Raw genomic sequence first — 24971 nt, 5'->3', positions numbered from 1 at the left:
GCCGCTGTATCACGTGTTGACCACCGCGGAGCGGATCCGGCGCGACGTGAGAAATGAGCGAAAGCGGCCCGGGTGGCGGCAAAAACGCGCGAAAACGGCCTGAATCACGACAAAATGGTCGGGCTGACAGGATTTGAACCTGCGGCCTCTTCGTCCCGAACGAAGCGCGCTACCAAACTGCGCCACAGCCCGCCTGCGGACGCTGGCCCGCAACCTGGGCGAGCATACCGGACCCGATCGGACCCGCCGAAATCGCTATCAGGTCAGCGTCAGCAGGGTCGCCTCGGGGCGGCAGGCCACCCGGATCCGGGCATAGGGAGAGGTGCCGATCCCGGCGGAGACGTGCAGCCACGACGAGGCGGGGTCACCCGGGCGCGAGTCCGCCGGATGGCGGTGCAGGCCCTTGGCGCGGGCGTTCTCGAGGTCGCAGTTGGTGGTCAGCGCGCCGACGAACGGCAGGCAGACCTGACCGCCGTGGGTGTGTCCGGCGATGATGGCGTCGTAGCCGTCCGCGGCGAACTGGTCGAGCACGCGGAGGTACGGCGCGTGCGTCACCGCGAGCCGGAGGTCGGCGTCGGGGTCGGCCGGGCCGGCCACCAGGTCGAGTCGGTCGTAGCCCAGGTGAGGGTCGTCGACGCCCGCGAAGGCGATCTGGAGCCCGTCGAGCTCCAGGGTCGTGCGTCGGTTGGTGAGGTCGAGCCAGCCGCGGCGGGACAGGCCCGCGGCCAGTTCGGGCCACGGCAGCGGCGCCGAGTGCACGTTGCGGCGTCCGTCGTCGGGCATCAGATAGCGCAGCGGGTTGCGTAGCGTCGGTGCGAAGTAGTCGTTGGAGCCGAACACGAACACCCCCGGCACGTCCGCCAGCCCACCGAGAGCATCGAGCACGACCGGCACTGCGCCCGGGTGGGCCAGGAAGTCGCCGGTCCCGATCACCAGGTCCGGTTGCAGGGTCGCGAGGTCGCGGACCCAGTCCTGCTTGCGTCGCTGCCCTGGCGTCATGTGCAGGTCGGAGATGTGCAGCACGGTCAACGGCCGACGACCGGCTGGGAGCAACGAGACGGTGACCTGGCGCAGGGTGTAGGCCCGCGCCTCCCAGGCGGCGTACGCCGTGAGCCCGGCGCCGGCCAAGGCTCCGGCTCGGAGCAGCCGGGAAATGCGCGCGAATCTCACCGGGCAACCCTGCCACAATGGGCCACATGAGTGCGCTGAAGGACCGGTTGCGAGCAGATCTCACCGAGGCGATGAAGGCGCGGGACGAGATCCGCTCCTCGACCTTGCGGATGGTGCTGACCGCCGTCACCAACGCCGAGGTCGCGGGCAAGGTGGCCCGCGAGCTCACCGACGAGGACGTCCTCGGAGTGCTTACCAGCGAGGCGAAGAAGCGGCGTGAGGCCGCGACCGCCTTCGCCGAGGGTGGCCGCACCGAGATGGCTGACAAGGAGCGGGCCGAGGCTGCCGTGATCGCGGACTACCTCCCCGAGCAGCTCGGCGAGGCTGAGATCGCTGCCCTGGTCACGGCCGCCATCGAGCAGACCGGCTCCGCCGGCGAAGGCATGCGGGCGATGGGCAAGGTGATGGGGGTGCTCACCCCGCAGACGAAGGGGCGTGCCGACGGCGCCGTCGTCGCCGCGGAGGTACGCCGCCAACTCGCCGGCTGACGCCGACTAATCCGTAGCGTCAACCCGTCTAGTGGCGGCCGCCGCCGTGCCCGCCGCCGTGCCCGCCGCCGTTGCCGCCGCCACCGTGCTTGGGTGGCGCCTTGGGGGCCTGCGAGGACGGAGTCAGCAGCACCGAGCCGCCGGCCAGCACCGAGGAGCCCGCGGTGGGGAAGGAGCTGACGACCGTCTCGCTCGTGGAGATCGGGATGGTGGAGTTGTTGACGACGGCCACCTTGAGGCCAGCCGAGTGCAGCACCGCCGTGGCCGAGGCCAGGCTCATCCCGGTCACCGAGGGCACCGTGGTCATCGGGTGCAGCTTGCGGCCGCTGAAGTTGGGCGGGGTGAAGTTCTTCGCGGCCAGCCACTGCTGGATGACGCCCATGGCGCCCTTCCACATCGGCCCGGCGGTCTTGGAGCCGAACGCCTCGTCGATGTAGGTGCCGCCGACGTACTGCCCGTTGAGCGTCCTCGGCTGGCCGGCCGGGTTGACGCCGGCGATGCCCGAGGCGGTGACCAGCTCCGGGGTGTAGCCGACGAACCAGACCGCCATGTTCCCTGTCGTGGTGCCGGTCTTGCCGGCGGAAGGCTTGTCCAGGTTCAGCCCGTAGGAGTAGCCGAATCCACCCGGTTCCTGCACGCCGCGCAGGACGCCGTTGATCGCGTCCGCGGTCGACTCGCTGATCAGCTGCTTGCACTTCGGTGAGTACTTCTTGACCTGGTTGCCGTCGGCGTCGTCGATCACGGTGACCGGGTAGGTCTCGCAGTGCATCCCGCGGGCGGCGAAGGTGGCGTAGGCGCCGGCCATCTCCAGAGGGCTGACGTCTGCTGCCCCCAGGGTGAACGACGGCGTCATCTCGCTCTTGGGGCTGTCCAGGTGGATCCCCATCTGGCGGGCCAACCGGTAGGGCTCGCACAGGCCGGTGGCCAGCTCGAGCTGGGCGTAGAAGGTGTTGACCGACTCCCGGGTGCCGGTGGTGAGGTCGAAGGTGCCCTCGCCCGTGGAGTTGTGGATCTGCCAAGGGGCGGGGTTGTCGTAGGGACCCTTGCAGGTCTGCCACTCGTTCTGGTTGATGTCGACCTGGTTGGGGGACTTGAGCGCGTAGGAGAGCGGGATGCCCTGCTCCAGCGCCGAGGCGAGCACGAAGGCCTTGAACGTCGACCCGGGCTGGAAGCCGCGCGCATCGCCGTAGCGGTAGGGCACGGTGTAGTTGAGGAACGTCTCGTGCCGTGCCTTCTCCCGGCCCATCGGCCGCGACTGTGCCAGCGCCCGGACCTGGCCGGTGCCGGGCTCGACCATGGCGAGGCCGCCGATCGCCTGGTCGCCGGGGTGGACATGGGCGGCGACGGAGTTGTCGGCGGCCTTCTGGTAGCGCAGGTCGATGGTGGTGTGGATCTTCAGCCCGCCGGAGAGCAGCAGCTGGCGACGGTCCTTGGCAGTCTTGCCGAGGCTCTTGTCCTGCTCGAGCCAGCGCACGACGTATTCACAGAACCAGGGAGCGGTCGAGTCGATGCACCCGTTGTCGGAGCGCTGGACATCCAGGCCGAGGCCTTGCTTCTCGACCTTGGCGGCGCGTTGCGGGCTGATCACGTTGAGCTGGGCCATCCGGTCCAAGACCACGTCTCGACGCTCGCGGGCGCGCTCGGGGTAGTCCGTCGGGTCGTAGCCGGTGGGGTTCTTCACCAACCCGGCCAGCAGTGCTGACTGACGCAGGTCGAGGTCCTTGGCGTTGACGTTGAAGTAGTGCTGGGCGGCCGCCTGGACGCCGTACGCCCCGTCACCGAAGTAGGCGATGTTGAGGTAGCGCTCCAAGATCCAGTCCTTGGAGTGCTGCTGTTCCACTGCGATGGCGTAGCGCAGCTCGCGGATCTTGCGGGCATAGGTGTCGTCGGTCGCCGCCGCCCGCTCCTTCTTGGTCTTCGCCTGGTTGACCAGGGTCATCTTCACCATCTGCTGGGTGATCGACGACCCACCCTGGACCACGCCGTTGTTGGCCTGGTTGGTGATCATCGCGCGCAGGGTGCCCTTCAGGTCGAGCGCACCGTGCTGGTAGAAGCGGTAGTCCTCGATCGCGACGATCGCCTTGACCATGGTGCGGGAGACCTGGTCGAGCGAGACGTTGATGCGGTTCTCGTCGTAGAGAGTCGCGATGACGTTGTCATGGGAGTCGTAGATGAAGGTCTTCTGCGGCAGCGCGGAGGCCTGCAGCTCGGCAGGGAGGTTGTCCACCGACTTCGCGACCTGCTGCGCGCCGACGCCGAGGGCACCGGCCAGGGGGATGGCGAGACCGGCTGCCACCAGCCCCATCAGGGCGGCGACCAGCGCCATCACACCCAGGTGGGAGAGCACCTTGGGCGCGCTGCGTCGCTCGGAGGGGGGTGGGACCATGCGCTTTAGGGTACGTGACCGGGCTAGTCATCTCCCAGTTGAGCGGTGGTCCCCATCTAGTCCTAATGGGCTATGGCGATTGACATGAAAGAGTCTGTTGCCACGGCAGGTCCCCCACATAACTTTCTCCACAGGGACAACACGACGTGGTCGCAACAGGGACGATCACCGTCGACATCAAATCAGATGTGGGGACATCATCATGTGGGTTGAGAACTGGGCACCGCTGGCCGCGTGCCGAGACCAGCAGCCGGACGCGCTCTTCGTGCGCGGCGCCGAGCAGAACAAGGCCAAGCTCGTGTGCAAGGGCTGCCCCGTGCGCACCGAGTGCCTCGCCGAGGCTCTCGACGACCAGATCGAATGGGGCGTCTGGGGCGGCATGACCGAGCGTGAGCGGCGTGCTCTGCTCCGCCGCCGGCCGACCGCCTCGTGGCGCACCGTGCTCGAGAAGGCGAAGGACGAGCACACCAAGCTTCCGACCGGCGTCTGATCCGGGTCGAGCTCACTGGCCGGCGTCAACCGCGGGCCAGTAGCATGCCCACCTCGCGCAGACCGGTCAGGTCGTGCACGTCGGTGGTCAATGACGGCACCACCGTGGTCGGTACGGCGGGGTGAGCAGCGGCGAACCGCTCCCGAAGCCGGGCCTCCCGCTCCACCATCCGGCCCCGATCGGCGTGCAGCCGCAGCAGCCCGCCGGTCACCGACTCGCTGCCGCCCTCGGTCCGAAGCAGTCGCTGCGCTGCGGCGAGCGCCTCATCCGCGGTGAGATCGCCCTCCGGCGGCTGGGTCGCCCGATTCACCACTAACCCCGCCAGAGGCATGTCGTCCTCGGTCAACCGCTCCACGAAGTAGGCCGCCTCGCGGAGCGCGTCGTCCTCCGGCGCCGCGACGACCAGGAACGCGGTGCCGTCTGCTTGAAGCAGCTCGAAGGTCTTCTGCGCTCGCTGCCGGAAGCCGCCGAAGAGAGTGTCGAACGCCGACACGAAGGTCTGCATGTCGCGCAGCACCTGGGCACCGAGCACCTTGGTCAGCGCATTCGTCGCCATCGTCAGCCCCGCCGTCATCAGCCGCGCCGGCCCTCGTGCGGGGGCGAGCAGCAGCCGGATGAACCTGCCGTCGAGGAAGCTGGACAGGCGCTCGGGGGCGTCCAGGAAGTCCAGTGCGGATCGGCTCGGCGGGGTGTCGACCACGATCAGGTCGTAGCGGCCGTCGCGCTGCGCGTCGCGATGGAGCTGGCCCAGCTTCTCCATCGCCATGTACTCCTGGGTGCCGGCAAACGAACTGGACAGCGCGATGTAGAAGGGGTTCTCCAGGATCTGTCGGGCCTTCTCCGGGCTCGCCTGGCTCTCCACGACCTCGTCGAAGGTCCGCTTCATGTCCAGCATCATCGCGTCGAGACTGCTGGGGGATTCGATGCCGGGGACCGGTCGAGGCGTGTTGTCGAGCTGCTCGATGCCGAGCGCCTGGGCCAGCCGCCGCGCCGGATCGATGGTCAGCACCACGACCCGGCGCCCACGCTCGGCTGCACGCAGTGCGAGGGCCGCTGAGGTGGTGGTCTTGCCGACCCCGCCCGACCCGCACACCACGACGATGCCGGTGCCCGGGTCGTCGAGCAGGGCGTCCACGTCGAGTGCCGGAGCGGGCCGCGGGTTGTTGGCCAACGGGCCGACGCGTGTTCTCGTCATGCCAGCCCCTGCTCCTTGAGCAGCTCGGCCAGCTCGTAGAGGCCGCCCAGGTCGACGCCGGCCGCGAGCCGCGGCAACCCGTAGGTCGGCAGCTGCAGCTGGTCGATCAGCGCCTGCTGCTCGTCCTCCAATGCGCGCCGTTCGGCGTGGTCGCGCGCCTCCGAGGTGAGCGCCTTCATCAGGGTGGGGGTTGGCGTCAGCCCGGCGGCACCCAGATCGGCCTTGATCGCCGTCTTGTTGAGCCGTCCACGACGGGCCTTGACCAGATCGGCGGGCGACAGGTCGCGCGGCCTGAGCTGGTTGACGATCACCGCGCCCACCGGCAGGCCGACCTCTCGGAGCTCGCCGATCCCGTCGGTGGTCTCCTGCACCGGCATCTCCTCCAGCACGGTGACCAGATGGCAGGCGGTCCGCGGCGAGCGCAGCAGCGTCATGACGGTGTCGGCCTGCCCCTTGATCGGACCCATCCTGGCCAGCCCGGCGAGCTCGCTGTTGACGTTGAGGAACTGCGCGATCCGTCCGGTCGGGGGAGCGTCGAGCACGACGGCGTCGTACTGCGTCGCCCCGCGATTGCGACTGTTGCGCTGGACGGCCTCGTAGACCTTCCCGGTCAGCAGCACGTCGCGCACTCCCGGCGCGATGGTGGTGGCGAACTCGACGACCCCGAATCGGTCGAGGGCTCGGCCGGCTCGGCCGAGCTTGTAGTACATCGCCAGGTATTCCAGCAGCGCCGACTCCGCGTCGATGTGCAGTGCATGCACCGCGCCGGCCCGACCATCCTCGCCAGCCAGGCCGGTGGCGATCCGCCGCTCCGCGTAGGGAAGCGGGTCGACGTCGAACATCCGGGCGATGCCCTGTCGCCCCTCGACCTCGCAGAGCAGCACGGTGCGACCGGAAGAGGCCAGCCCCAGCGCCAGCGTGGCGGCCACCGTCGACTTCCCCGTGCCGCCCTTGCCGGTCACGATGTGCAGCTGCACCTCCGACCAGTCCGCGACCTGCCTGTCGGCGGCAGCTGGGTCCGGTGCTGGCACATCGGTCAGCCTACGGGTCACCGGTCGGCCGACGGGCGGTACTACCATCCAGGGACCGGTATCCCAGGGTGGGAGAAGGAGGCGGGCGAGTGGACAAGGTCGTGCCGAGTGCCGACGAGGCGGTGGCCGACATCGCGAGCGGCTCCACGCTCGCGGTGGGTGGCTTCGGGTTGTGTGGTGTTCCTTCGGTGCTCATCGATGCGCTGCTGAGGCAGGGTGCCGACGAGTTGGAGGCGGTCTCCAACAACTGTGGCGTCGATGAGTGGGGGCTGGGCCGGCTGCTGATGGCGCGCAGGCTGCGGCGGATGGTGTCGTCGTACGTCGGGGAGAACAAGGAGTTCGCCCGGCAGTACCTCCACGGCGAGCTCGAGGTGGAGCTCACGCCGCAGGGCACGCTCGCCGAGCGGATGCGGGCCGGCGGCTCCGGCATCCCGGCGTTCTACACCGCGACCGGCGTCGGCACCCAGGTGGCCGAGGGTGGGCTGCCGTGGAAGTACGACGCCGAGGGCAACGTGGTGATCTCCTCACCGGCCAAGGAGGTCGGGGAGTTCGACGGACATGAGTACGTCTTGGAGCGGGCGATCGTGGCCGACTTCGGGCTGGTGCGCGCGTGGAAGGGTGACCGGCACGGGAACCTGGTGTTCCGAGACTCCGCGCGCAACTTCAACCCGCTGGCTGCGATGTGCGGCAAGGTCACCATCGCCGAGGTCGAGCATCTGGTCGAGCCCGGTGAGCTGGAGCCCAACCAGGTCCACACGCCGGGCGTCTTCGTCCAACGCGTGGTGGCGCTGACGCCGGAGCAGGCGGCCGACAAGCGGATCGAGCGGCGCACCGTCCGGCCGCGGACCGAATCCGCCGAGAGCAAGGAGGCCTGAGATGGCGTGGACCCGTGAGGAGATGGCGGCCCGGGCCGCCGCGGAGCTCGCCGACGGCTCCTATGTGAACCTCGGGATCGGCCTGCCGACGCTGGTTCCGAACTACGTCGCCGACGACGTGGAATTGGTGCTGCAGTCGGAGAACGGCATCCTCGGTGTCGGCGCCTATCCGATCGAGGGCGAAGAAGATCCCGACCTGATCAACGCCGGCAAGGAGACCGTCACCTTGCGTCGGGGCGCGTCGTTCTTCGACTCCGCCACCTCGTTCGGGATGATCCGAGGCGGCAAGATCGATGCTGCCATCCTCGGCGCGATGCAGGTCAGCAAGGACGGCGATATCGCCAACTGGATGATCCCCGGCAAGATGGTCAAGGGCATGGGCGGTGCGATGGACCTGGTCCACGGCGCCAAGCGGGTGATCGTGCTGATGGAGCACGTGGCCCGGGACGGCTCCTACAAGATCGTCAACGAGTGCTCGCTGCCCTACACCGGCCGTGGCATGGTGCAGCGGATCATCACCGACCTCGGTGTCGTCGACATCACCCCCGACGGCCTGGTGCTGCGCGAGCTGGCCCCCGGGGTGACCGAGGACGAGATCCGCGAGAAGACCGAGCCTCCCCTCGTCGCCTACTAGCAACGCTGGGCTGTCTAGCCCGTCTAGTGCACTTGGCAAAGGCGCACAGGTTCGCCGGACGCCGACGGCCGATCACCGATAGAAATATGCCATGCGTCGATCCGACGAGGACCACGTGAATCCCTGACCGGGCTCGACCCGGAAGCCGCCCCGGTACCCCACGCCGGGGCGGCTGTCATTTGCGTTGGCTACGCCTCGCGGGGGCTGTGCGTCGGGAGACCAGGACGGCGAGGGTGGCCCAGACGACTGCGACGGCGTAGACAGCCTCGAAACCCCGACTCCCGGCCATGCTGAAGGCGATCCCGCACAAGGACAGCGCGAGTGCGGCGCCGAGCGAGTCGGCGATCGACAGGGCGGAGGAGTTGAAGCCGCGGTCGGCGTCGGTGGAGGCGTCCAGGGTGGCGACACCGTTGCGGGGGTAGGCCGTACCCATGCCGGCGGCCGCGACGGCGTACGCGACGATCAAGAGGACGGCCGGGCCGTAGGACCACACCACCAGCAAGGCGACCGAGGTGCCGAGAGCCAGCAGTGCCGACCCGGCCCGGATCATCGAGGTGTTCTCGACATCCTTGGCCAGGGTGGCCTGCACCTGGCTGCCGCTGGCCCAGGCGAGCCCGGCCGCGGCCAGCGCCGCGCCCGCTGCGCCGGTCGACCAGCCCCACCGGTCCTGCAGCACGAACGGCAAGAAGGACTCGGCGCAGACGAAGCTCGCGCTCAGCGCGCCGCGGCTGAGGATCACGCTCGGCAAGCCGGGGCGGGAGTGGAGCGTGCCGGACGGCACCAGCGGCCGGACCGAGACGATCACCAGCGCCGCGGCCGGGATCGCGACATAGACCACCGGGGGATCGGCGTCGCCGAGCAGGTTGAGCGCAAGCACCGCCGCGGCGGTCACCGCGGACCAGACGAGCAGTCGGCCGGACGCCGTGCTCGCGGCCTCGTCGACGGGTGGCAGTGATCGCAACACGGGCAGCAACAGCATGGTGGCCACCAGCACGAGTACGACGACGCTGAGGAACACCCAGCGCCACCCCAGCAGATGGGCGATGGCCGCAGCGATGGCCGGACCGACCAGCGCCGGGAGGACCCAGGCGGCCGCGAAGCTGGCGAAGATCCCGGGCTGGAGGAGTCGCGGATAGACCTGTCCGACCACGACATAGAGGCAGACGGTGAGCCCGCCGCCACCGAGGCCCTGCACGAGCCGGCCGACCACCAGAGCGGGCATCGTCGGCGCCAGCCCGCAGCAGATCAGCCCTATCCCGAAGAGCGCGACCGAGGTCAGCAGCGGCCGGGTCGCACCCGCGCGATCGCTCCACCAACCGGTCACCGCCATCCCGGTGACACCGCTGGCCAAAGGTGCCGCGAAGCTCAGCGCGAAGAGCCGGACGCCGTCCAGCTCGCGGGCCACCTCGGGCATCACGGTGGTGACGGCCAGCGCCTCGAAGGCCACCAAGAACACCAACGCCGAGGTGCCGATCGTGGTGAAGGTGTAGGGCCGCGACAGGATCCCCGGCCCCCGCTCCGACGAGGAGTCGGGAGGCGGCGTGGTCACCACGGGATCGTAGGAGTTGAAGTGGACTCGACCTCAATCAGCCCCCGCCGAGGCCCCGGAGTCCCGGGAGTAGGGTCTCGCCTATGACCAAGTGGGAGTACCTCACCGCGCCGATCCTGGTGCATGCGGCCAAGCAGATCCTCGACAACTTCGGCGCCGACGGCTGGGAGCTGGTCCAGGTCGTGCCGGGGATGAACCCGGAGAACCTGGTCGGCTACTTCAAGCGGCCCGTGGGCGCGGAGGCGGCTCAGTGAGCGCGCCCGAGGAGCGGCTGGCCGAGCTCGGTCTCAGCCTGCCGGACGTGGTGCCGCCGCTGGCGGCCTACGTCCCTGCCGCGCGCAGCGGCAACTTGGTCTTCACCGCAGGTCAGCTGCCCGCGCGCGACGGCGCGATGCTGGCGACCGGGAAGGTGGGCGGCGAGGTCAGCGAGGAAGAGGGCTACGCGTGTGCTCGGCAGTGCGCGCTCAACGGCCTCGCGGCGATCAAGGCAGAGATCGGCGACCTGTCGGCGATCAAGCGGGTCGTCAAGCTGGTCGTGTTCGTCGCCTCCGACCCCGCGTTCACCGCCCAGCCCAAGGTGGCCAACGGTGCCTCCGAGCTGCTCGGTGAGGTCTTCGGCGACGCCGGGCGGCACGCGCGGTCTGCTGTCGGGGTCAGCGTGCTGCCGCTGGACGTGCCGGTCGAGGTCGAGCTCGTCGTGGAGGTCTAGTGCGGTTCCCGTTGCCGGACCGTCTGGTCACCGCGGCGCGGGAGTTCGCCGACGGCACGCGGATCCCGGCCGAGCCTCGGCTGGCGGCCACCGTGGCGCTGCTGCGCACCGGCGCGGCCGGCGTCGAGGTCTACCTGTTGCGGCGGCAGACCACGATGGCGTTCGCCGGCGGCATGTGTGTCTTCCCCGGCGGCGGCGTCGACCAGCGTGACTTCGACGCCGCGGTGGCCTGGGCGGGACCGACGCCGGCCAGCTGGGCCGAGCAGCTCGGCGTCGAGGAGTCCTTGGCGCAGGCCCTCGTGTGCGCCGCCGTACGCGAGACGTTCGAGGAGTCCGGGGTGCTGCTCGCGGGGCCGGACGAGTCTGCGGTGGTCGCCGACACCACCACGCCGGACTGGGAGGACGACCGGGCCGCGCTGGAGGCCCGGGAGCTGTCGATGGTCGAACTGTTGAATCGGCGTGGTCTGGTGCTGCGCACCGACCTGCTCGGCGCCTGGGCCGGCTGGTTGACGCCGGTCTTCGAGCCGCGCCGCTATCGCACCTGGTTCTTCGTGGCCGAGCTGCCGCCCGGCCAGGTCACCCGGGACGTCTCCTCGGAGTCCGACGAGGTGGCCTGGATGTCGGCGGCGGGCGCCGTAGCCGCGTGCGACGAGGAGCGCCTGTTCATGATGCCGCCGACCTATCTCACCTGCCTGGAGATCGCCGGGTACGCCGACCCGGACGCCGCGCGTGCCGCTACCGACGAGCGCCGCATCGAGATCTTCACGCCCACCGCGGAGCCCGCCCCGGACGGGGTGGGCTATGCCCTCTCGGTTCCGCCACGGCTGCAGCCGTTGCTGGCGGCGCACCTCGGCAGTCGTTCGGGCACGTCCGCACCATGAGTGGTCGGCGATGAGCATCTGGACGGGCGGTGGTTTCGGCGCCGCGAGCGCCTGTGTGTTGGCGCCCAACCCGTCGATCATGACCCTCGACGGCACCAACACCTGGATCCTGCGGCCGACGACGGAGGGGCCGGCGTACGTCGTGGACCCCGGTCCGCTCGACGAGGGCCACCTGGCGGCGGTCGCCGAGGCGGCTGGCGCCGTGCGCGGAGTGCTGTTGACTCACGGTCATGCCGACCACTCCGACGGCGCCCGCGCCTTCGCCGAGCGGGTCGGATGCGGCGTTCGCGCCCTGGACCCGCAGCATCGGCTCGGCTCGGAGGGGTTGAGCGAGGGTGACGTGTTGGAGTTGGGTGGCTGGGAGATCCGGGTCGTCGCCACACCCGGGCACACCTCCGACTCCTTGTCGTTCCTGCTGCCCGCCGAGCGTGCCGTGCTGACCGGGGACACGGTGCTGGGCCGCGGCACCACGGTCGTCGCGCACCCTGACGGCCAGCTCGGTGCCTACCTCGACTCCTTGGACCGCCTGCATGCCCTGGCGGCCGAGCACACCGCGGAGACGATCTGGCCCGGCCACGGACCGGTCATCGACGACGCGCTGGCGACGCTGGACTACTACATCGCGCACCGCCACGAGCGGCTCGACCAGGTGCGCGAAGCCCTGCGCGAGCTAGCCCCCGGCAGCCCGTCGTACGACGACCTGGTCGCGCGCGACGCCCTCGCCCGAGCCGTCGTGGAGAAGGTCTACGTCGACGTGGATCCGGTCCTGTGGGGCGCAGCCGAACTCTCGGTCCGCGCCCAGCTGGCATATCTGACTCGACTCGTCGAGTCGAGTTCGGCTCCTCGTGAAGGAAAGAGTCCTTAGCTTCTAATGCGCAGTGGACTCAGTTCGGAATAGCGCCGTGGGCAGCGGAAACCATGTCTTCATAGCCGGGCGCAACCCAGAGGCGACCGGCGCCACTCCGCAGAGCCACCGAGCTTCGGACGAGGGGTGCTCCGTCGCCTAGATCGATTTCGAGGTATAGGCCTTCAAGTATCGGTGGACTACCAAGAATAGAGGTTCTCAGCGCATCGAATCTACCGGTGAACTGGTCGGGCCGGGTCACCTTCGCCTTGACGTAAGCGGCACTGTCCAATGGGTGCAGTATGCGAACCCTCTCAGCAACTAGCCCATACTCAGTCAGCACCCGTTCGATGTCCGCCACGAGGGCGGAATCTGATTGACCATCAGCATCGAAGAACTGACCAGGGACGATATCTCCAGCACCACCTTGCACCGCGACGTGCGACCCGTCGTCGGCGACGAACTCGATCACGCTCCCCGCGATCACATCAGCCAGATTCTGCTTGTCTCCGGCCACTCGTTCTGCGATCGCGCCCTGTGCGAGATCGGCTTGCCAGGCGCTTGCCAATGTCGCTCCATCTCTGTCCTGTGCCCCTCTAACCGTCATGTAGAGCCAAGTACCTTGCCAGTGATCTGGGTCGGGCGCATCCCCTGGCAGGACGCTAGTGAGGACGTCCGCATCAAGATTGGCGACGGTGCTATCGATGGCATCCTGAATGCTGGCCGATTGCGGGACGTCCTGCGTGGCCGCCGTGTATGACGTTGGGTCGTTGGGCCTTTGACTGTCATCCGATCCAGGGCTCGCCAGCGCCAAACTCGCTCCCGAAACTGTGACGAGAGCCAACAGCGACCCGCTAGCAAGAAGAGATCTTCGCGAACTACTTAGTGACATTATAGTTCCCCGTTGTGCTTATCCCGTGGATAGTCCAACATCCGTCCGGATTAAAAACATGTCCGCTGGCGTAGTTCCAACCAGAGCCGTACTTGAACTTCGACCAGCCCGCGAAAGCACCCGTCCCCGACCATCCGGAGCAACTGCTTCCAGGTGTCCTCTCTCCCCACGAATATCCGCGAAGCGTATCGCTGGCGGAGAACCCGGCGAGGTCCTCGTATGCTGCTCTGCTAGCGCCGATGTATGCCCGGAAGTACTGTGAGGTGGCTGATGCACGCTTTACTTCAAACGCATATGAATTCCCGGTAGTAAAGCTTCCGTGTGGGTAGCAAGTATAGTTCTTCCCATCAAACGTTTCGACGAACTTGACGTCGTCGCAAGTTCCGTCAACCGCCGTTCCGTTGCATCTGATGACACCGGTCTGCACCATCGCTGGATCAGACTCGTTGAAGATAAGAACAGAATAAAGAACACAATGGTCGGAGCCTGGAGTGAACGAGACTCCGGACACTTCAGCCTTCGTCCCGTCAAGAGCGGAGGATGACGAAGTTCTACGGCCCCCTGACTCGCGTAGGCGACGCTAGCTGTGAGGACTAGTGCTAGCAAGAACGTCAGCGAAGGAACGACATATCTACCGTGCCGCACCATCTGGGATACCCCCGACCCACGTGAATCTAGCCAAGAGTAGTGTCATCGGTTGGCCAGCGTCAATGCGACGACGAGACTCACGAAAATTGCCCGCGAAACGCGTTCCGTGCCTCACGTAGGAATGCCCGCGAAACGGTGAGCGTGGACGGGCATGGGGAGTGGGTTGTCGATGCAGTCTCGTGCCGAGATCACCAGCAAGTACGCGAAGGCCTACAAGCAGGCCATGAAGAAAGAAAAGGGCCAGATTCTCGACGAGGTGGTCGCGGTGACGGGCTGGTCGCGTGACAACGCCCGTCGTCGCTTGAGCGCGGCAGCGAGCCGGCCGCCAGGAGCAGGCCGGGCGGTGGCCAGGAAGCCGCGTAAGCGGCGGGCCGATAAGTTCTCCTACGACGCCCGGGTCGTGCTCCAGAAGGTCTGGGCTGCCTCGGGTGGGCAGTGTGGGAAGTACCTCGCGGCGTCGATGAGGATCCAGCTCGACGCCCTGGAACGCCACGGCGAGCTCGTCGACGGCACCGACCGCTACAGCCCGTCGGTACGCGCCGAGCTACTGGCGATGTCCGCGGCCTCGATCGACCGCTACCTCAAGCCCGCCAAGGCCAAGGACGCCATCGGCGGGGCCTCGACGACCAAACCCTCACCGCTGCTGCGGTCCTCGATCAAGATCCGCAAGGCCGGCGATGAGGTCGAGGCCGAACCGGGGTTCTTCGAGGGTGACACCGTGGCGCACTGCGGGCCGTCGTTGAAGGGCGAGTTCGCCCGGACTCTGAACCTCACCGACGTGCACACCGGGTGGACCTTCACCCGTTCGGTGCGCAACAACGCCCACACCCACATCCTGGGAGCGTTGACGGCCGGCGTTGAGGAGATCCCGTTCGAGGTGGTCGGCCTGGACTTCGACAACGGCAGCGAGTTCCTCAACCACGCAGTCATCAACTGGGCCGCTGAGCGAGAGATCTTCTTCACCAGGTCCAGGCCCTACAAGAAGAACGACCAAGCCACCATCGAGTCCAAGAACAACCACCTGGTCCGCAAGTACGGCTTCTACTACCGCTACGACACCACCGAGGAACGCGTCGTGCTGAACCGGCTATGGCAGCTGATCAACGACCGGCTCAACTACCTCACCCCCACCATCAAGCCCGTCGACTACACCTCGACCCGCGACGGGCGCCGCCGCCGCGTCTACGACAAGCCCGCCACCCCACTGGACCGGCTCCTAGCCGCCGGTGTCCTCTCCCCGACACAAGCCACCGAGCTGACCACCTACCGCGAGACTCTCAACCCCGCCGCCCTCGGCCGCGAGATCGCCGACCTGCAAGCAGTCCTATTGAAACTGGCCAAACACAAGACCGAGCAGCTCTACCTCGCCAGCTTCCCCACAGCCCTACCCGACGTCCGCAAAGGCGTCCGGATCAAGGCCGCCGGCTGACCCCCCGTTTCGCGGGCAAATCCCTCGTGAGGCATGGTCAACCTTTCGCGGGCACCTTGACATGAGGCATCACGTGCGACGGGCGAACGGGCCGAGTGTGAGGGATGCGCCCAGCGCGCGTACTGCCGTCTCCTCTGGTTCAGCGGGCCCGGCGGGAGAGCCGGTCGACCTCCATGATCACCACGGAGCGCGGCTCGAGGCGGATCCAGCCGCGGGAGGCGAAGTCGGCCAACGCCTTGTTGACCGTCTCCCGGGAGGCGCCGACCAGCTGGGCGAGCTCCTCCTGGGTGAGGTCGTGGTGGACGTGGATGCCGTCGTCGGCGGTGCGACCGAATCGATCGGCCAGATCGAGCAGGGCCTTGGCGACCCGGCCCGGCACGTCGGAGAAGACCAGGTCGGCGACCACGTCGTTGGCGCGCCGTAGCCGACCGGCGAGCTGTGCCAGCAGGCCCCGGGCAACCATCGGACGACCGTCCAGCCAGCGGAGCAGGTCCTCGTGGGAGAGCGACACGAAGCTCGTGTCGGTGACCGCGGTCACCGTGGCCGAGCGCGGGCCGGGGTCGAAGAGCGAGAGCTCGCCGAACATCTGGCCAGGGCCGAGGATCGCGAGCAGGTTCTCCCGGCCGTCGGCCGAGGTCCGACCCAGCTTCACCTTGCCGTCGGTCACGATGTAGAGCCGATCCCCGGAGTCGCCCTCGTGGAAGAGCACCTCACCGCGGTGCAGCCGGACCTCGGACATCGAGGCGCGGAGCGCGGTGGCAGCCTCGTCGTCGAGCGCGCCGAACAGGGGGGCCTGGCGAAGCACGTCGTTGTTCACCCAATTCCTCCTGTGTCGGGGCGCCGCGAGAGGGCGTGGCCCTGATCCTACCGAGTGGAATGGATCACAGCGAAAGCCCACCCGCGAGACGTCGTACGTCCTAGGTCGGCCGGCCGACCCGGGGGGATGACGTCCCCCGGCAGCGCGGTGTTGTCGGCGCGGAGCCGTACTCTGGTGCGGTGCTCGACGCAGCCCCAGAGACCTCCCTGGTCCGCCGTGCCCGGAAGGTCGACCGGGTGCTGGCGGCCACCTATCCCGACGCCACCATCGAGCTCGATTTCGACAACCCCTTCCAGCTGCTGGTGGTGACGGTGCTGAGCGCCCAAACCACCGACCGGCGGGTCAACGCGGTCCGCCCGACCCTGTTCGCGGCCTACCCCACCCCCGAGGCCATGGCCGCTGCGCCGCGTGAGCATCTGGAGGAGATCATCGGTCCGCTCGGGTTCTTCCGCGCCAAGACCGATGCGCTGCTGAAGCTGAGCCAGGCCCTCGTCGAGCGGTACGACGCCCAGGTGCCGCCGCGGCTCGACGACCTGGTCAGCCTGCCGGGTGTGGGTCGCAAGACCGCCAACGTCGTGCTGGGCAACGGGTTCGGTGTCCCCGGCATCACCGTGGACACCCACTTCGGGCGGCTCGCTCGCCGCCTCGGCTGGACCGACGAGACCGACCCCGTCAAGGTCGAGCACGCCGTCGGCGCGCTCTTCTTGAAGAAGGACTGGGTGATGCTCTGCCACCACCTGATCTGGCACGGACGACGGGTCTGTCACGCCAAGAAGCCCGCGTGTGGCGCCTGCACGGTGGCGCGGTGGTGCCCGTCCTACGGCACCGGGCCGACCGACCCCGCCGAGGCCGCCAAGCTGGTCAAGACCCAAGGGCCTGCATGATCCCTGCCGCGCACTCTCCGATCATCAGCAGGGTTGCCCGAGTCTGGGTGACGCTGCTGATGGTGCTGGCGCTCGGTGCGTGCACGTCTGGAGAAGGGGGCGGCGCCGGTGCGTCAGGCACCTCCAAGCCCCAATCTCTGCCGGCACCGCTGCCCTCGGTGACCCTCCAACCACTCAGCTCGGGGAAGGCCGTCGACCTGGCCACGCTTCGGGGTCCGCTGGTGATCAACCTGTGGGCCTCGAACTGCGTGCCCTGCCGGACCGAGCTGCCGATCTACCAGAAGTTCGCGCGCACCCACGCCGGGCAGGTCGACGTGCTCGGTATCGACTATCGGGACCCCCAGAGTGGTGCGGCCGTCGAGCTGGCTGAGCAGTCGGGCGTCGGCTATCGGCTGCTCACCGACCCGGACGCGGCCATCGCCGGGAAGGGCCCGTTCCCGGTGCTGCGCGGACTGCCGTTCCTCGCACTCGTGGACGCTCAGGGGCAAGTGGTCCACCGGGAGTACGTCGAGATCACCTCGCTCGGCCAGCTGGAGGACCTGGTCGCCGAGCACCTCGGGGTGACCCGGTGATCCCGGACTGGCTGCAGCCCATCCGCGCGGGCGCAGCCTCGATCTCGGCGAACGACCTGACCGCCTTCCTGCCGCCGGGTGACGCCTCCCCGAGGCGCGGCGCGGTGCTGATGCTCTTCGGTGAGGGCGAGCGGGGCCGGAGCCTCCTGCTGACCGAGCGGGCCCACGACATGCGCTCCCACCCCGGCCAGGTGTCCTTTCCGGGCGGATCGGTCGAGCCGGGTGAGACCGCGGTCGAGGCCGCCCTCCGAGAGGCCGAGGAGGAGACCGGCCTGGATCCGCAGGGGGTCGAGGTCTTCGCCGAGCTGCCCGAGCTGTGGCTGCCGCCCAGCAACTTCGCCGTCACTCCCGTGCTCGGCTGGTGGCATCGACCCAGCCCGGTGAGCGTAGTGGATCCAGGCGAGGTGCACGCCGTCCTCGACGAGTCGATCAGCGAGCTGGTCGACCCCGCCCACCGGGTCTCGGTGCGGCATCCGTCTGGCTGGGTCGGCCCCGCCTTCCTGATCGGCCAGGACAAGGACGTCATCCTCTGGGGTTTCACTGCGGGCATCATCTCGCGGCTGTTCGACTACGTCGGCTGGACGATCCCGTGGGACAGCGGTCGGGTGCGCGAGCTGCCGTCGTACATGCTCTCCAACGTTCCAGGACCCGAGGGCCGATCGTGAACCTGCTCGACTGGTTCCTCGTGCTGGTGGTGATCGCCTATGCGCTGTCCGGCTATTGGCAGGGCTTCGTCACCGGCGCGTTCGCCACGGTCGGGCTGCTGCTGGGCGGTGCGTTCGGCATCTGGCTCGCCCCGCGGACTCTGGGCGATGCTGCTCCGTCGGTCTGGGTGTCGCTCGGCGCGCTGTTCATCGTGATCTTGTCCGCCTCGCTGGGGCAGGCCCTCTTCCAGTTCCTCGGCACCAAGGTCAGGGATGCGATCCGCTGGCAACCGATTCGCGCCGTCGACGCGGTCGGCGGCGCGGTGCTCAGCGCCGTCGCGGTGCTGCTCGTCGCGTGGGCGCTGGGTGTGGCGGTGTCCGGATCACGGCTGGGCAAGGTCACCCCGCTGGTGCGCGACTCGACCATCCTGGGCCAGATCGACCGCACCCTCCCCAACGGCGCCGACCAACTGCTGCGGGCCTTCGACAACGTGGTCGGCACCAGCTTCTTCCCGCGCTACCTCGAGCCGTTCGCCCCCGAGCGCATCGTCGCGGTCGAGCCCGGGCCGAAGCGTCTGCTCACCGACCCCGACGTGCTGGCGGCGGGTGACAGCATCGCCAAGATCCGTGGGGTGAATGTCTGCAAGCAGGGAATCGAGGGCTCCGGCTTCGTCTACGCCACCGACCGCCTGCTGACCAACGCCCACGTCGTCGCCGGCGTGCGGGAGCCGGAGATCACCTTGGGCGACGAGGTGCTGCCGGCCACCGTCGTCGTCTACGACCCCGACCTGGACATCGCGGTGCTCGCCTTCGACGACTCCTCGGTCCAGCCGCTCCGCCTCGACCAGGCCAAGGCGGGCCAAGGGGTGGCCATCTTGGGCTTCCCCCAAGACGGCCCCTTCGACGTCCAGACCGCGCGGATCCGCGCCGAGCAGCGGCTCCGCTCACCCAACATCTACGGCACCGACACCGTGATCCGCGAGGTCTTCTCCTTGCGCGGCACCGTGCGTCCTGGCAACTCGGGCGGCCCGATCGTCGACTCCGAAGGCGACGCCGTCGGCCTGGTCTTCGCCGCCTCGGTCAACGACCCGCAGACCGGCTATGCGCTCACCGCGGACCAGCTCAAGCAGAGCGCCGCCCTCGGGATCAGCAGCAGCCGCGCGGTCTCCACCCAGGGCTGCGCACAGCGCTGAGGGCGGGCCTGGGGCCGGGCTGCTGGCCGGGTCGCTGTTGCCCGGTGTGCTGCGCGGGGGCGGTGTCTGCCGCGGTGTTCGTGCGTCTGCCGCGGTCTTGTCGTGGGTGAGTGCCCTGTATTCCGGGTCCTCAGCCACCATAGGACCGCGGGAGTTGGGTTCGGGCCACCACAGCACCGCGGCAGACGAGCCGGATTAGGAGCGCTTGAACCGGGCTGCGGTGAGCTCGGCCTGGGTGATCGCCCGCTCGGGGGCGCGGACCTGCTTGACCTTGCGCAGTCCGATGAAGGCGACGAGCGCCGCCAGCAGGAAGTAGGCGCCCGCCACGATCAGGAAGGCCCACTTGAGCTTCGAGGCCGTGGCCGCTCCAGTTGATCAGGTAGGCGATCGCCACCGAGAGCATGATCACGGCCAGGAGGGCGAGGAACGCCGCCACACCGAACAGCACCGCGCCGAGACCGCCGGCCTTCACGCTGAGCCTGAGCTCGGACTTCGCCAGCTGGATCTCGTTGCGGACCAGGCTGGAGACGTCGCGGGTCGCGTCCGAGACGAGGCGGCCGATCGTCGGGTCGGCGTCGCCGACCGGCTGGTGTGCCATGGTCGTCCTCCGTGCACTGGCAGTGGCTGGAGCCACGAACCGGCTCCGCACCCGACCTTACAAGACCGTGCCGCCGTCTTCGTGGGCCGCATGGACCGGTTCGGTTGTTAGGTTGACCCGTGCCCGACCCACATCCGAGGCGCCGACGGTTCCCCGACCTCGCGCCTGCCGAGCTCGGCTTCCTCACCGACGTGCTGCGCCGGGAGACGGTCGGCGGCCTGCTGGCTCTGGGCGCGGCCGTGCTGGCTGTCGCGTGGGCCAACTCGCCCTGGGCGCCGATCTATCACGACCTGCAGCATCTGCAGCTGGGCCCGCTGGACATCGAGCACTGGGCCGCCGACGGCGCCCTGGCGATCTTCTTCTTCGTGGCCGGCTTGGAGCTCAAACGGGAGTTGGTGGTGGGCTCGTTGAGCCGGCCGGTGGATGCGCTGGTCCCGGTGGTCGCTGCCTGCTGTGGTGTCGCCGTCCCGGCACTGATCTACACGATGGTCAACCTCGGCGGCCGTGGCCACCTTGCCGGCTGGGCAGTGCCTGCGGCCACCGACATCGCCTTCGCGCTGGCCGTTCTGGCGGTCGTCGGGTCCAACCTCCCGGCCTCGCTGCGGGCCTTCCTGCTCACCCTCGCCGTCGTCGACGACCTGGTCGTCATCGTCATCATCGCGGTCTTCTTCTCCGCCTCGATCGAGTTGGCGCCGCTGGTGCTGGCGGGCCTCGCCTTCGCGGCGTACGCCGTGGGTCAGGCGCGGCGGTGGCCGGCCTGGCCGTTCCTCTTCGTCGGAGTGCTCGCGTGGTGGTGCCTGCACGAGAGCGGCATCCACGCCACCATCGCCGGGGTCGTGCTCGGGCTGTTGAGCCGCGTGCGCCGGGATCCGACAGAGACCAGCAGTCCGGCCGAGCGGCTCGAGCACCGCTGGCAGCCGATCTCGGCGGGACTGGTGGTGCCGTTCTTCGCTCTGATGTCCGCCGGCGTCGCCTTCAGCGGTGGTCGCGAGTGGCTGCACAGCCCGGTAGCGGTCGGGGTGGTCGCCGGTCTGGTCCTGGGCAAGCCGCTCGGTGTCCTCGGCGGCTCGTACCTGGTCACCCGGCTCACCCACGCCGAGCTGGACGAGGAGATCGGCTGGCGAGATCTCTTCGGTGTGGCGATCCTGGCCGGCATCGGCTTCACGGTGTCGCTCCTGGTCGCCGAGCTCGCCTTCGCCGACACCGGAACTTACGCCGAGCGGCTCACCGACGTAGCCAAGGCAGGCGTGTTGCTGGGCTCGGTCGTCTCCGCGGTCCTCGGCGCTCTCGTCCTGGGTCGGCGGGAGATCACTCCTCGGAGCCGGCGGCGGCGCCTTCCTTGGACTTGATCAGGTCCATCACGGTGGAGTCGGCGAGCGTGGTCACGTCCCCGACCTCGCGGTGCTCGGCGACATCCTTGAGGAGACGGCGCATGATCTTGCCGGAGCGGGTCTTCGGCAGCTCGGGGACGATCATGATCTGCCGCGGCTTGGCGATCGGGCCGATCTCGTGGGAGACGTGGTTGCGGAGCTCGGTGACGATGTCCTCCCCGCCGTCACCCGCCGCCTCGCGGAGGATGACGAAGGCACACACTGCCTGCCCGGTCATGTCGTCCGAAGCACCGACGACCGCTGCCTCGGCCACCTTGGGGTGGGAGACCAGAGCCGACTCGATCTCGGTGGTGGACAGCCGATGCCCGGAGACGTTCATGACGTCGTCGACCCGGCCGAGCAGCCAGACGTCGCCGTCCTCGTCCTTCTTCGCTCCGTCGCCGGCGAAGTAGAGACCGGGCCAGCGCGACCAATAGGTGTCGATGAACCGCTGGTCGTCGCCCCACAGCGTGCGCAGCATGGCCGGCCACGGCTCCTTGAGCACGAGATAGCCACCCGAGCCGTCCGGCACCGAGTTGGCCAGGTCGTCCACGACGTCGGCAGAGATGCCGGGCAGTGCCGTCATCGCGGAGCCAGGCTTGGCGCTGGTCACGCCGGGCAGCGGGGAGATCATGATCTGCCCGGTCTCGGTCTGCCACCAGGTGTCGACCACGGGCGCGCGGTTGCCGCCGATGGTCTCGCGATACCAGACGTACGCCTCGGGGTTGATCGGCTCGCCGACCGAGCCGAGCACCCGCACCGAGGATATGTCGAACTTCGCGGGGATGTCCGCGCCCCACTTCATGAAGGTCCGGATCGCGGTGGGGGCGGTGTAGAAGATCGTGACGCCGTACTTCTCGATGATCTCCCACCAGCGACCCTTGTGCGGGGTGTCGGGCGTGCCTTCGTACATCACCTGGGTGGCGCCGTTGGCGAGCGGTCCGTAGACCAGGTAGGAGTGGCCGGTCACCCAGCCCACGTCGGCGGTGCACCAGTAGATGTCGGTCTCGGGTTTGAGGTCGAAGACCGCCCAGTGGGTGTAGGACGTGCCGACCAGGTAGCCGCCCGTGGTGTGCAAGATGCCCTTGGGCTTGCCGGTCGTCCCGGAGGTGTACATCACGTAGAGCGGGTGCTCGGAGTCGTGCAGCTCGGCCTCGTGCACGGGCGACTGCCGGGAGACCACGTCATGCCACCAGACGTCGCGGTCGTCGTCCCAGGCGACCTCCTGACCGGTACGCCGCACCACCAGGACGGTGCGCACCGAGCAGGCCCCGTCGGCCGCCACCTTGGCGCAGGCCTCGTCGACCGCAGGCTTCAGAGCGGACGGTGCGCCGCGGCGGTAGCCACCGTCGGAGGTGATCACGACCTCTGCCGCACAGTCCTCGATCCGGGAGGCGAGAGCGTCTGCGGAGAAGCCGCCGAAGACCACCGTGTGCGGTGCGCCGATCCGCGCGCAGGCGAGCATCGCGATCGCGGTCTCGGGGATCATCGGCATGTAGATGGCGACCCGGTCCCCCTTCCGCACGCCCAGCTCGAGCAGCGCGTTCGCGGCTCGGCTGACCTCGTCCTTCAGGTCCGCGTAGGTGAGGTCGCGGGTGTCGTCCTCCGGCTCACCGACCCAGTGGATGGCCACCTTGTCGCCCCGCCCCGCGTCGACGTGGCGGTCCACGCAGTTGACCGCGGCGTTGATGGTGGCTCCGGTGAACCACTTGGCGAAGGGTGGGTTCGACCAGTCGAGGACCTGGTCCCAACGCTGGCCCCAGTCGAGCCGCTCGGCCGCCGCCTCCCAGAACGCGAGCCGGTCGGCCGCGGCCCGCTGGTAGGCCTCCTCGGTCACGTTCGCGTTGGCCGCGAGATCCGCGGGCGGGGGGAACCGACGCTCCTCGTGCAGGAGGTTCGACAGCGTCTCGGACTGCTCGGTCACGGTGGTGATCTCCTCGTCAAATGGTCGGTTGGTGGTGAGCGCCAGACGACGGGCCCGATCCACAGTAGCGTCCCTTGGATGAGCGAGGAGCCGGCCGCCCTGCTGACGGCGTACGACGACCAGTTGCGTGAGCGCGCCGAGTTCCACGGTGCTCGTGAGGTGGTTCGGCACGGGCCGCTGTGGTGGGGGATCTTCTCCCACGGCGGCTTCTGCAGCTACCGCGACCTCGCCGGAGCCGAGGGCAGCGACGTGGACGAGCTGGTGCGTGCCACGGTGGCCCACTTCCGGGAACAAACCGGCGTCGAGCGGTTCGAGTGGAAGACGCGTGGCCACGACGCTCCGGCCGACCTGCCCGAGCGGCTGGTCGCCCAGGGCCTAGTGGCCGAGGAGCGAGAGACCGTGATGATCGGCGAGGCGACCGGCCTCGCTGTGCCGGTGCAGGTCCCGGACGGGGTGTCCATCCGGAGGGCCGGCGAGGGCGGTGACCTGCTCGACGATGTTCGTCGCGCGTCGGCGATGCAGGAGTCGGTCTTCGGGATGGGCCGCGGCTCCGACCCCGAGGAGCTGGCTCGCCAGGTCGCCGACGTCGCCGGCGGTGGGCTCTGGCTGGCGGAGGCCGATGGTGAGGTGGTCAGCGCGGGACGGCTCACCGTGGTCCCCGGCACCGAGTTCGCCGGGATCTGGGGTGGCTCGACGCTGCCCGAGTGGCGAGGGCGCGGCATCTATCGGGCGCTGACCGCCGCCCGCGCCGTCGCCGCACTGGGGCTAGGGGTTCGCTACATCCACAGCGACTGCACCGACATGTCTCGTCCGATCCTGGAGCGGTCGGGGCTGGTCGCGGTCACCACTACGACGCCGTACATCTGGACACGAGACTGAGGTCAGCGGAAGTCGATGAGCAGCATGTCGGTGTCGGTGCCGTCACTCGGCTTGCCGAGGGTGACGCCTTCGTCGGAGTCGGCGGCGGACGCTGACTCGTCGACCTTGTCGACCACGAGCGCCTTGTGGCAGGACACGACGTAGGGCAGCTGCATGCCGTCCATGCCGCGGCCGTAGTCGTCGTAGAACGCCAGCACCTCGGCGAGCTTGGCGGCGCGCTGCTCCTCGTCGAGGACAGCCACGTTCGAGCTGGAGGCGACCAGGTCGAGGATCGACTCGCGGTTGACGTCCTGCCACGACTTGAACTCCTGCTGCTCGACGAAGCCGAACAGCTTGGAGTTGACCAGCATCTCGGCCGGGTCGGTGTCTTGCTCCTGGGTGCCGATCAGGCGACCGAGCCGCCGCACCCACGGGATCCGCTCGTCCCGCAGGTTCCACACCAGGGCCAGATGGCCGCCTGGACGCAGCACGCGGGCGATCTCGGGCAGGGCGAGGTCGTGGTCGAACCAGTGGAACGCCTGCGCCGCGATCACCACGTCGACACTCCGGTCGCCGAGCGGGATCTCCTCGGCCGAGGTGTTGCTGACCCGCGCCCTCGGCACCCGCTCGCGCAGCACGTCCAGCATGGCGTCGTCCGGGTCGGTCGCGTGCACGTCGTGGCCGAGCGCAATCAGCTCCGCGGTCAGTTTCCCGGTGCCGGCGCCGAGTTCGAGGACGGTCGCGCCCCTGCGGCCGATCAGCCATTGCACCGCTTCGCGAGGGTACGACGGCCGGCCCCGGTCGTAGGCCTGCGCCACCGACCCGAAGCTGCGCGCGTGGCGTCGTACGTCCTCGTCCATCGATTCGCAGGCTACCCCACCCGGTCCTCG

The 24971-nt window shown here is 68.9% G+C and carries 25 protein-coding genes, 1 tRNA gene and 1 pseudogene; 15 read left to right on the top strand and 12 right to left on the bottom strand.

What is annotated here, in order from left to right; translation table 11 throughout:
* Nucleotides 1-115: 115 nt before the first annotated feature.
* Nucleotides 116-192 (bottom strand) — tRNA-Pro (locus QM714_RS12070).
* Between the two features lie 66 nt (nucleotides 193-258).
* Nucleotides 259-1170, bottom strand: coding sequence for a metallophosphoesterase (locus tag QM714_RS12065; RefSeq protein WP_415100737.1), 912 nt, complete (start codon nucleotides 1168-1170; stop codon nucleotides 259-261).
* A gap of 26 nt (nucleotides 1171-1196) precedes the next feature.
* Here QM714_RS12065 and QM714_RS12060 point away from each other — a divergent pair, with 26 nt between their 5' ends.
* On the top strand, nucleotides 1197-1658 hold the full coding sequence (locus QM714_RS12060; protein ID WP_415100735.1) for a GatB/YqeY domain-containing protein: 462 nt from the start codon (nucleotides 1197-1199) through the stop codon (nucleotides 1656-1658).
* Nucleotides 1659-1686: 28 nt separating this feature from the next.
* Here the strand turns inward: QM714_RS12060 and QM714_RS12055 are convergent, their stop codons facing one another.
* On the bottom strand, nucleotides 1687-4044 hold the full coding sequence (locus QM714_RS12055; protein WP_415100733.1) for a transglycosylase domain-containing protein: 2358 nt from the start codon (nucleotides 4042-4044) through the stop codon (nucleotides 1687-1689).
* A 199-nt stretch (nucleotides 4045-4243) separates the two neighbouring features.
* On the opposite strand from QM714_RS12055, the gene QM714_RS12050 reads away from it, so the two are divergent.
* The gene (locus QM714_RS12050) at nucleotides 4244-4534 is read left to right on the top strand and encodes a WhiB family transcriptional regulator (RefSeq protein ID WP_415101082.1); all 291 of its coding nucleotides are present in this window, start codon (nucleotides 4244-4246) and stop codon (nucleotides 4532-4534) included.
* Nucleotides 4535-4559: 25 nt separating this feature from the next.
* On the opposite strand, the gene QM714_RS12045 is transcribed toward QM714_RS12050, so the two are convergent.
* Both QM714_RS12045 and QM714_RS12040 read right to left on the bottom strand, forming a co-directional pair.
* Nucleotides 4560-5729, bottom strand: a complete 1170-nt coding sequence (locus tag QM714_RS12045; RefSeq protein ID WP_415100731.1) for an ArsA family ATPase — start codon at nucleotides 5727-5729, stop codon at nucleotides 4560-4562.
* Entirely contained in the window at nucleotides 5726-6760 is a 1035-nt protein-coding gene (locus QM714_RS12040; protein ID WP_415100729.1) for an ArsA family ATPase, read from the bottom strand. Before QM714_RS12040 ends, QM714_RS12045 begins: the two co-directional genes overlap by 4 nt.
* A gap of 89 nt (nucleotides 6761-6849) precedes the next feature.
* Between QM714_RS12040 and QM714_RS12035 the strand changes: the two genes are divergently transcribed.
* Both QM714_RS12035 and QM714_RS12030 read left to right on the top strand, forming a co-directional pair.
* Nucleotides 6850-7635, top strand: coding sequence for a CoA transferase subunit A (locus QM714_RS12035; RefSeq protein WP_415100727.1), 786 nt, complete (start codon nucleotides 6850-6852; stop codon nucleotides 7633-7635).
* A gap of 1 nt (nucleotide 7636) precedes the next feature.
* Nucleotides 7637-8269, top strand: coding sequence for a 3-oxoacid CoA-transferase subunit B (locus QM714_RS12030; protein WP_415100725.1), 633 nt, complete (start codon nucleotides 7637-7639; stop codon nucleotides 8267-8269).
* 175 nt (nucleotides 8270-8444) lie between these two features.
* On the opposite strand, the gene QM714_RS12025 is transcribed toward QM714_RS12030, so the two are convergent.
* Entirely contained in the window at nucleotides 8445-9818 is a 1374-nt protein-coding gene (locus tag QM714_RS12025; RefSeq protein ID WP_415100723.1) for an MFS transporter, read from the bottom strand.
* A gap of 83 nt (nucleotides 9819-9901) precedes the next feature.
* On the opposite strand from QM714_RS12025, the gene QM714_RS12020 reads away from it, so the two are divergent.
* The 4 genes from QM714_RS12020 to QM714_RS12005 are packed head-to-tail and all read left to right on the top strand — an operon-like array spanning nucleotide 9902 to nucleotide 12273.
* Nucleotides 9902-10072 (top strand): DUF4177 domain-containing protein, encoded by a 171-nt coding sequence (locus QM714_RS12020; RefSeq protein ID WP_415100721.1) that lies wholly within the window; start codon nucleotides 9902-9904, stop codon nucleotides 10070-10072.
* Complete coding sequence (locus QM714_RS12015) at nucleotides 10069-10527, top strand: RidA family protein (protein ID WP_415100719.1); 459 nt, start codon at nucleotides 10069-10071, stop codon at nucleotides 10525-10527. The genes QM714_RS12020 and QM714_RS12015 overlap by 4 nt, the downstream gene beginning before the upstream one ends.
* On the top strand, nucleotides 10527-11408 hold the full coding sequence (locus QM714_RS12010; protein WP_415100717.1) for an NUDIX hydrolase: 882 nt from the start codon (nucleotides 10527-10529) through the stop codon (nucleotides 11406-11408). The genes QM714_RS12015 and QM714_RS12010 overlap by 1 nt, the downstream gene beginning before the upstream one ends.
* Nucleotides 11409-11418: 10 nt before the next feature.
* Nucleotides 11419-12273 (top strand): MBL fold metallo-hydrolase, encoded by an 855-nt coding sequence (locus QM714_RS12005; protein ID WP_415100715.1) that lies wholly within the window; start codon nucleotides 11419-11421, stop codon nucleotides 12271-12273.
* A gap of 19 nt (nucleotides 12274-12292) precedes the next feature.
* On the opposite strand, the gene QM714_RS12000 is transcribed toward QM714_RS12005, so the two are convergent.
* Nucleotides 12293-13066, bottom strand: coding sequence for a hypothetical protein (locus QM714_RS12000; protein ID WP_415100713.1), 774 nt, complete (start codon nucleotides 13064-13066; stop codon nucleotides 12293-12295).
* A gap of 895 nt (nucleotides 13067-13961) precedes the next feature.
* Here QM714_RS12000 and QM714_RS11995 point away from each other — a divergent pair.
* Nucleotides 13962-15221 carry a DDE-type integrase/transposase/recombinase gene (locus QM714_RS11995; RefSeq protein ID WP_415097538.1) on the top strand — a complete coding sequence of 420 codons (1260 nt, stop codon included), beginning with the start codon at nucleotides 13962-13964 and terminating at the stop codon, nucleotides 15219-15221.
* 139 nt (nucleotides 15222-15360) lie between these two features.
* Here the strand turns inward: QM714_RS11995 and QM714_RS11990 are convergent, their stop codons facing one another.
* The gene (locus QM714_RS11990; RefSeq protein WP_415100711.1) at nucleotides 15361-16038 is read right to left on the bottom strand and encodes a Crp/Fnr family transcriptional regulator; all 678 of its coding nucleotides are present in this window, start codon (nucleotides 16036-16038) and stop codon (nucleotides 15361-15363) included.
* Nucleotides 16039-16217: 179 nt separating this feature from the next.
* On the opposite strand from QM714_RS11990, the gene nth reads away from it, so the two are divergent.
* The 4 genes from nth to QM714_RS11970 are packed head-to-tail and all read left to right on the top strand — an operon-like array spanning nucleotide 16218 to nucleotide 19331.
* Entirely contained in the window at nucleotides 16218-16922 is a 705-nt protein-coding gene (gene nth / locus QM714_RS11985) for an endonuclease III (RefSeq protein ID WP_415100709.1), read from the top strand.
* Nucleotides 16919-17494: a TlpA family protein disulfide reductase gene (locus QM714_RS11980; RefSeq protein WP_415100707.1), complete on the top strand. Its 576-nt coding sequence runs from the start codon at nucleotides 16919-16921 to the stop codon at nucleotides 17492-17494. Before nth ends, QM714_RS11980 begins: the two co-directional genes overlap by 4 nt.
* Nucleotides 17491-18159, top strand: coding sequence for an NUDIX hydrolase (locus tag QM714_RS11975; protein ID WP_415100705.1), 669 nt, complete (start codon nucleotides 17491-17493; stop codon nucleotides 18157-18159). The genes QM714_RS11980 and QM714_RS11975 overlap by 4 nt, the downstream gene beginning before the upstream one ends.
* Entirely contained in the window at nucleotides 18156-19331 is a 1176-nt protein-coding gene (locus QM714_RS11970; protein WP_415100703.1) for a MarP family serine protease, read from the top strand. The genes QM714_RS11975 and QM714_RS11970 overlap by 4 nt, the downstream gene beginning before the upstream one ends.
* Nucleotides 19332-19526: 195 nt before the next feature.
* Here the strand turns inward: QM714_RS11970 and QM714_RS11965 are convergent, their stop codons facing one another.
* A complete protein-coding gene (locus tag QM714_RS11965; RefSeq protein WP_415100701.1) occupies nucleotides 19527-19658 on the bottom strand; it encodes a hypothetical protein in 132 nt (43 codons plus the stop codon).
* Nucleotides 19659-19761: 103 nt separating this feature from the next.
* A pseudogene (locus tag QM714_RS11960) lies at nucleotides 19762-19929 on the bottom strand (phage holin family protein); the annotation flags it as partial.
* A gap of 119 nt (nucleotides 19930-20048) precedes the next feature.
* On the opposite strand from QM714_RS11960, the gene nhaA reads away from it, so the two are divergent.
* Nucleotides 20049-21278: a Na+/H+ antiporter NhaA gene (gene nhaA / locus QM714_RS11955; RefSeq protein WP_415100699.1), complete on the top strand. Its 1230-nt coding sequence runs from the start codon at nucleotides 20049-20051 to the stop codon at nucleotides 21276-21278.
* Here the strand turns inward: nhaA and acs are convergent.
* On the bottom strand, nucleotides 21238-23223 hold the full coding sequence (gene acs / locus QM714_RS11950; protein WP_415101080.1) for an acetate--CoA ligase: 1986 nt from the start codon (nucleotides 23221-23223) through the stop codon (nucleotides 21238-21240). The two genes, nhaA and acs, sit on opposite strands and share 41 nt — an antisense overlap.
* A 78-nt stretch (nucleotides 23224-23301) precedes the next feature.
* Between acs and QM714_RS11945 the strand changes: the two genes are divergently transcribed.
* Complete coding sequence (locus QM714_RS11945) at nucleotides 23302-24102, top strand: GNAT family N-acetyltransferase (protein WP_415100697.1); 801 nt, start codon at nucleotides 23302-23304, stop codon at nucleotides 24100-24102.
* A gap of 2 nt (nucleotides 24103-24104) precedes the next feature.
* Here QM714_RS11945 and QM714_RS11940 read toward each other — a convergent pair whose 3' ends face one another.
* Nucleotides 24105-24941 carry a class I SAM-dependent methyltransferase gene (locus tag QM714_RS11940; protein WP_415100695.1) on the bottom strand — a complete coding sequence of 279 codons (837 nt, stop codon included), beginning with the start codon at nucleotides 24939-24941 and terminating at the stop codon, nucleotides 24105-24107.
* Between the last annotated feature and the right edge of the window lie 30 nt (nucleotides 24942-24971).

The sequence above is a fragment of the Nocardioides sp. genome (assembly GCF_047602075.1).
In the GTDB taxonomy this organism is placed as follows: Bacteria; Actinomycetota; Actinomycetes; order Propionibacteriales; family Nocardioidaceae; genus Nocardioides.
The sequence above is the reverse complement of the archived record's forward strand: the minus strand, read 5'-3'. Positions and strand labels throughout refer to the sequence as shown.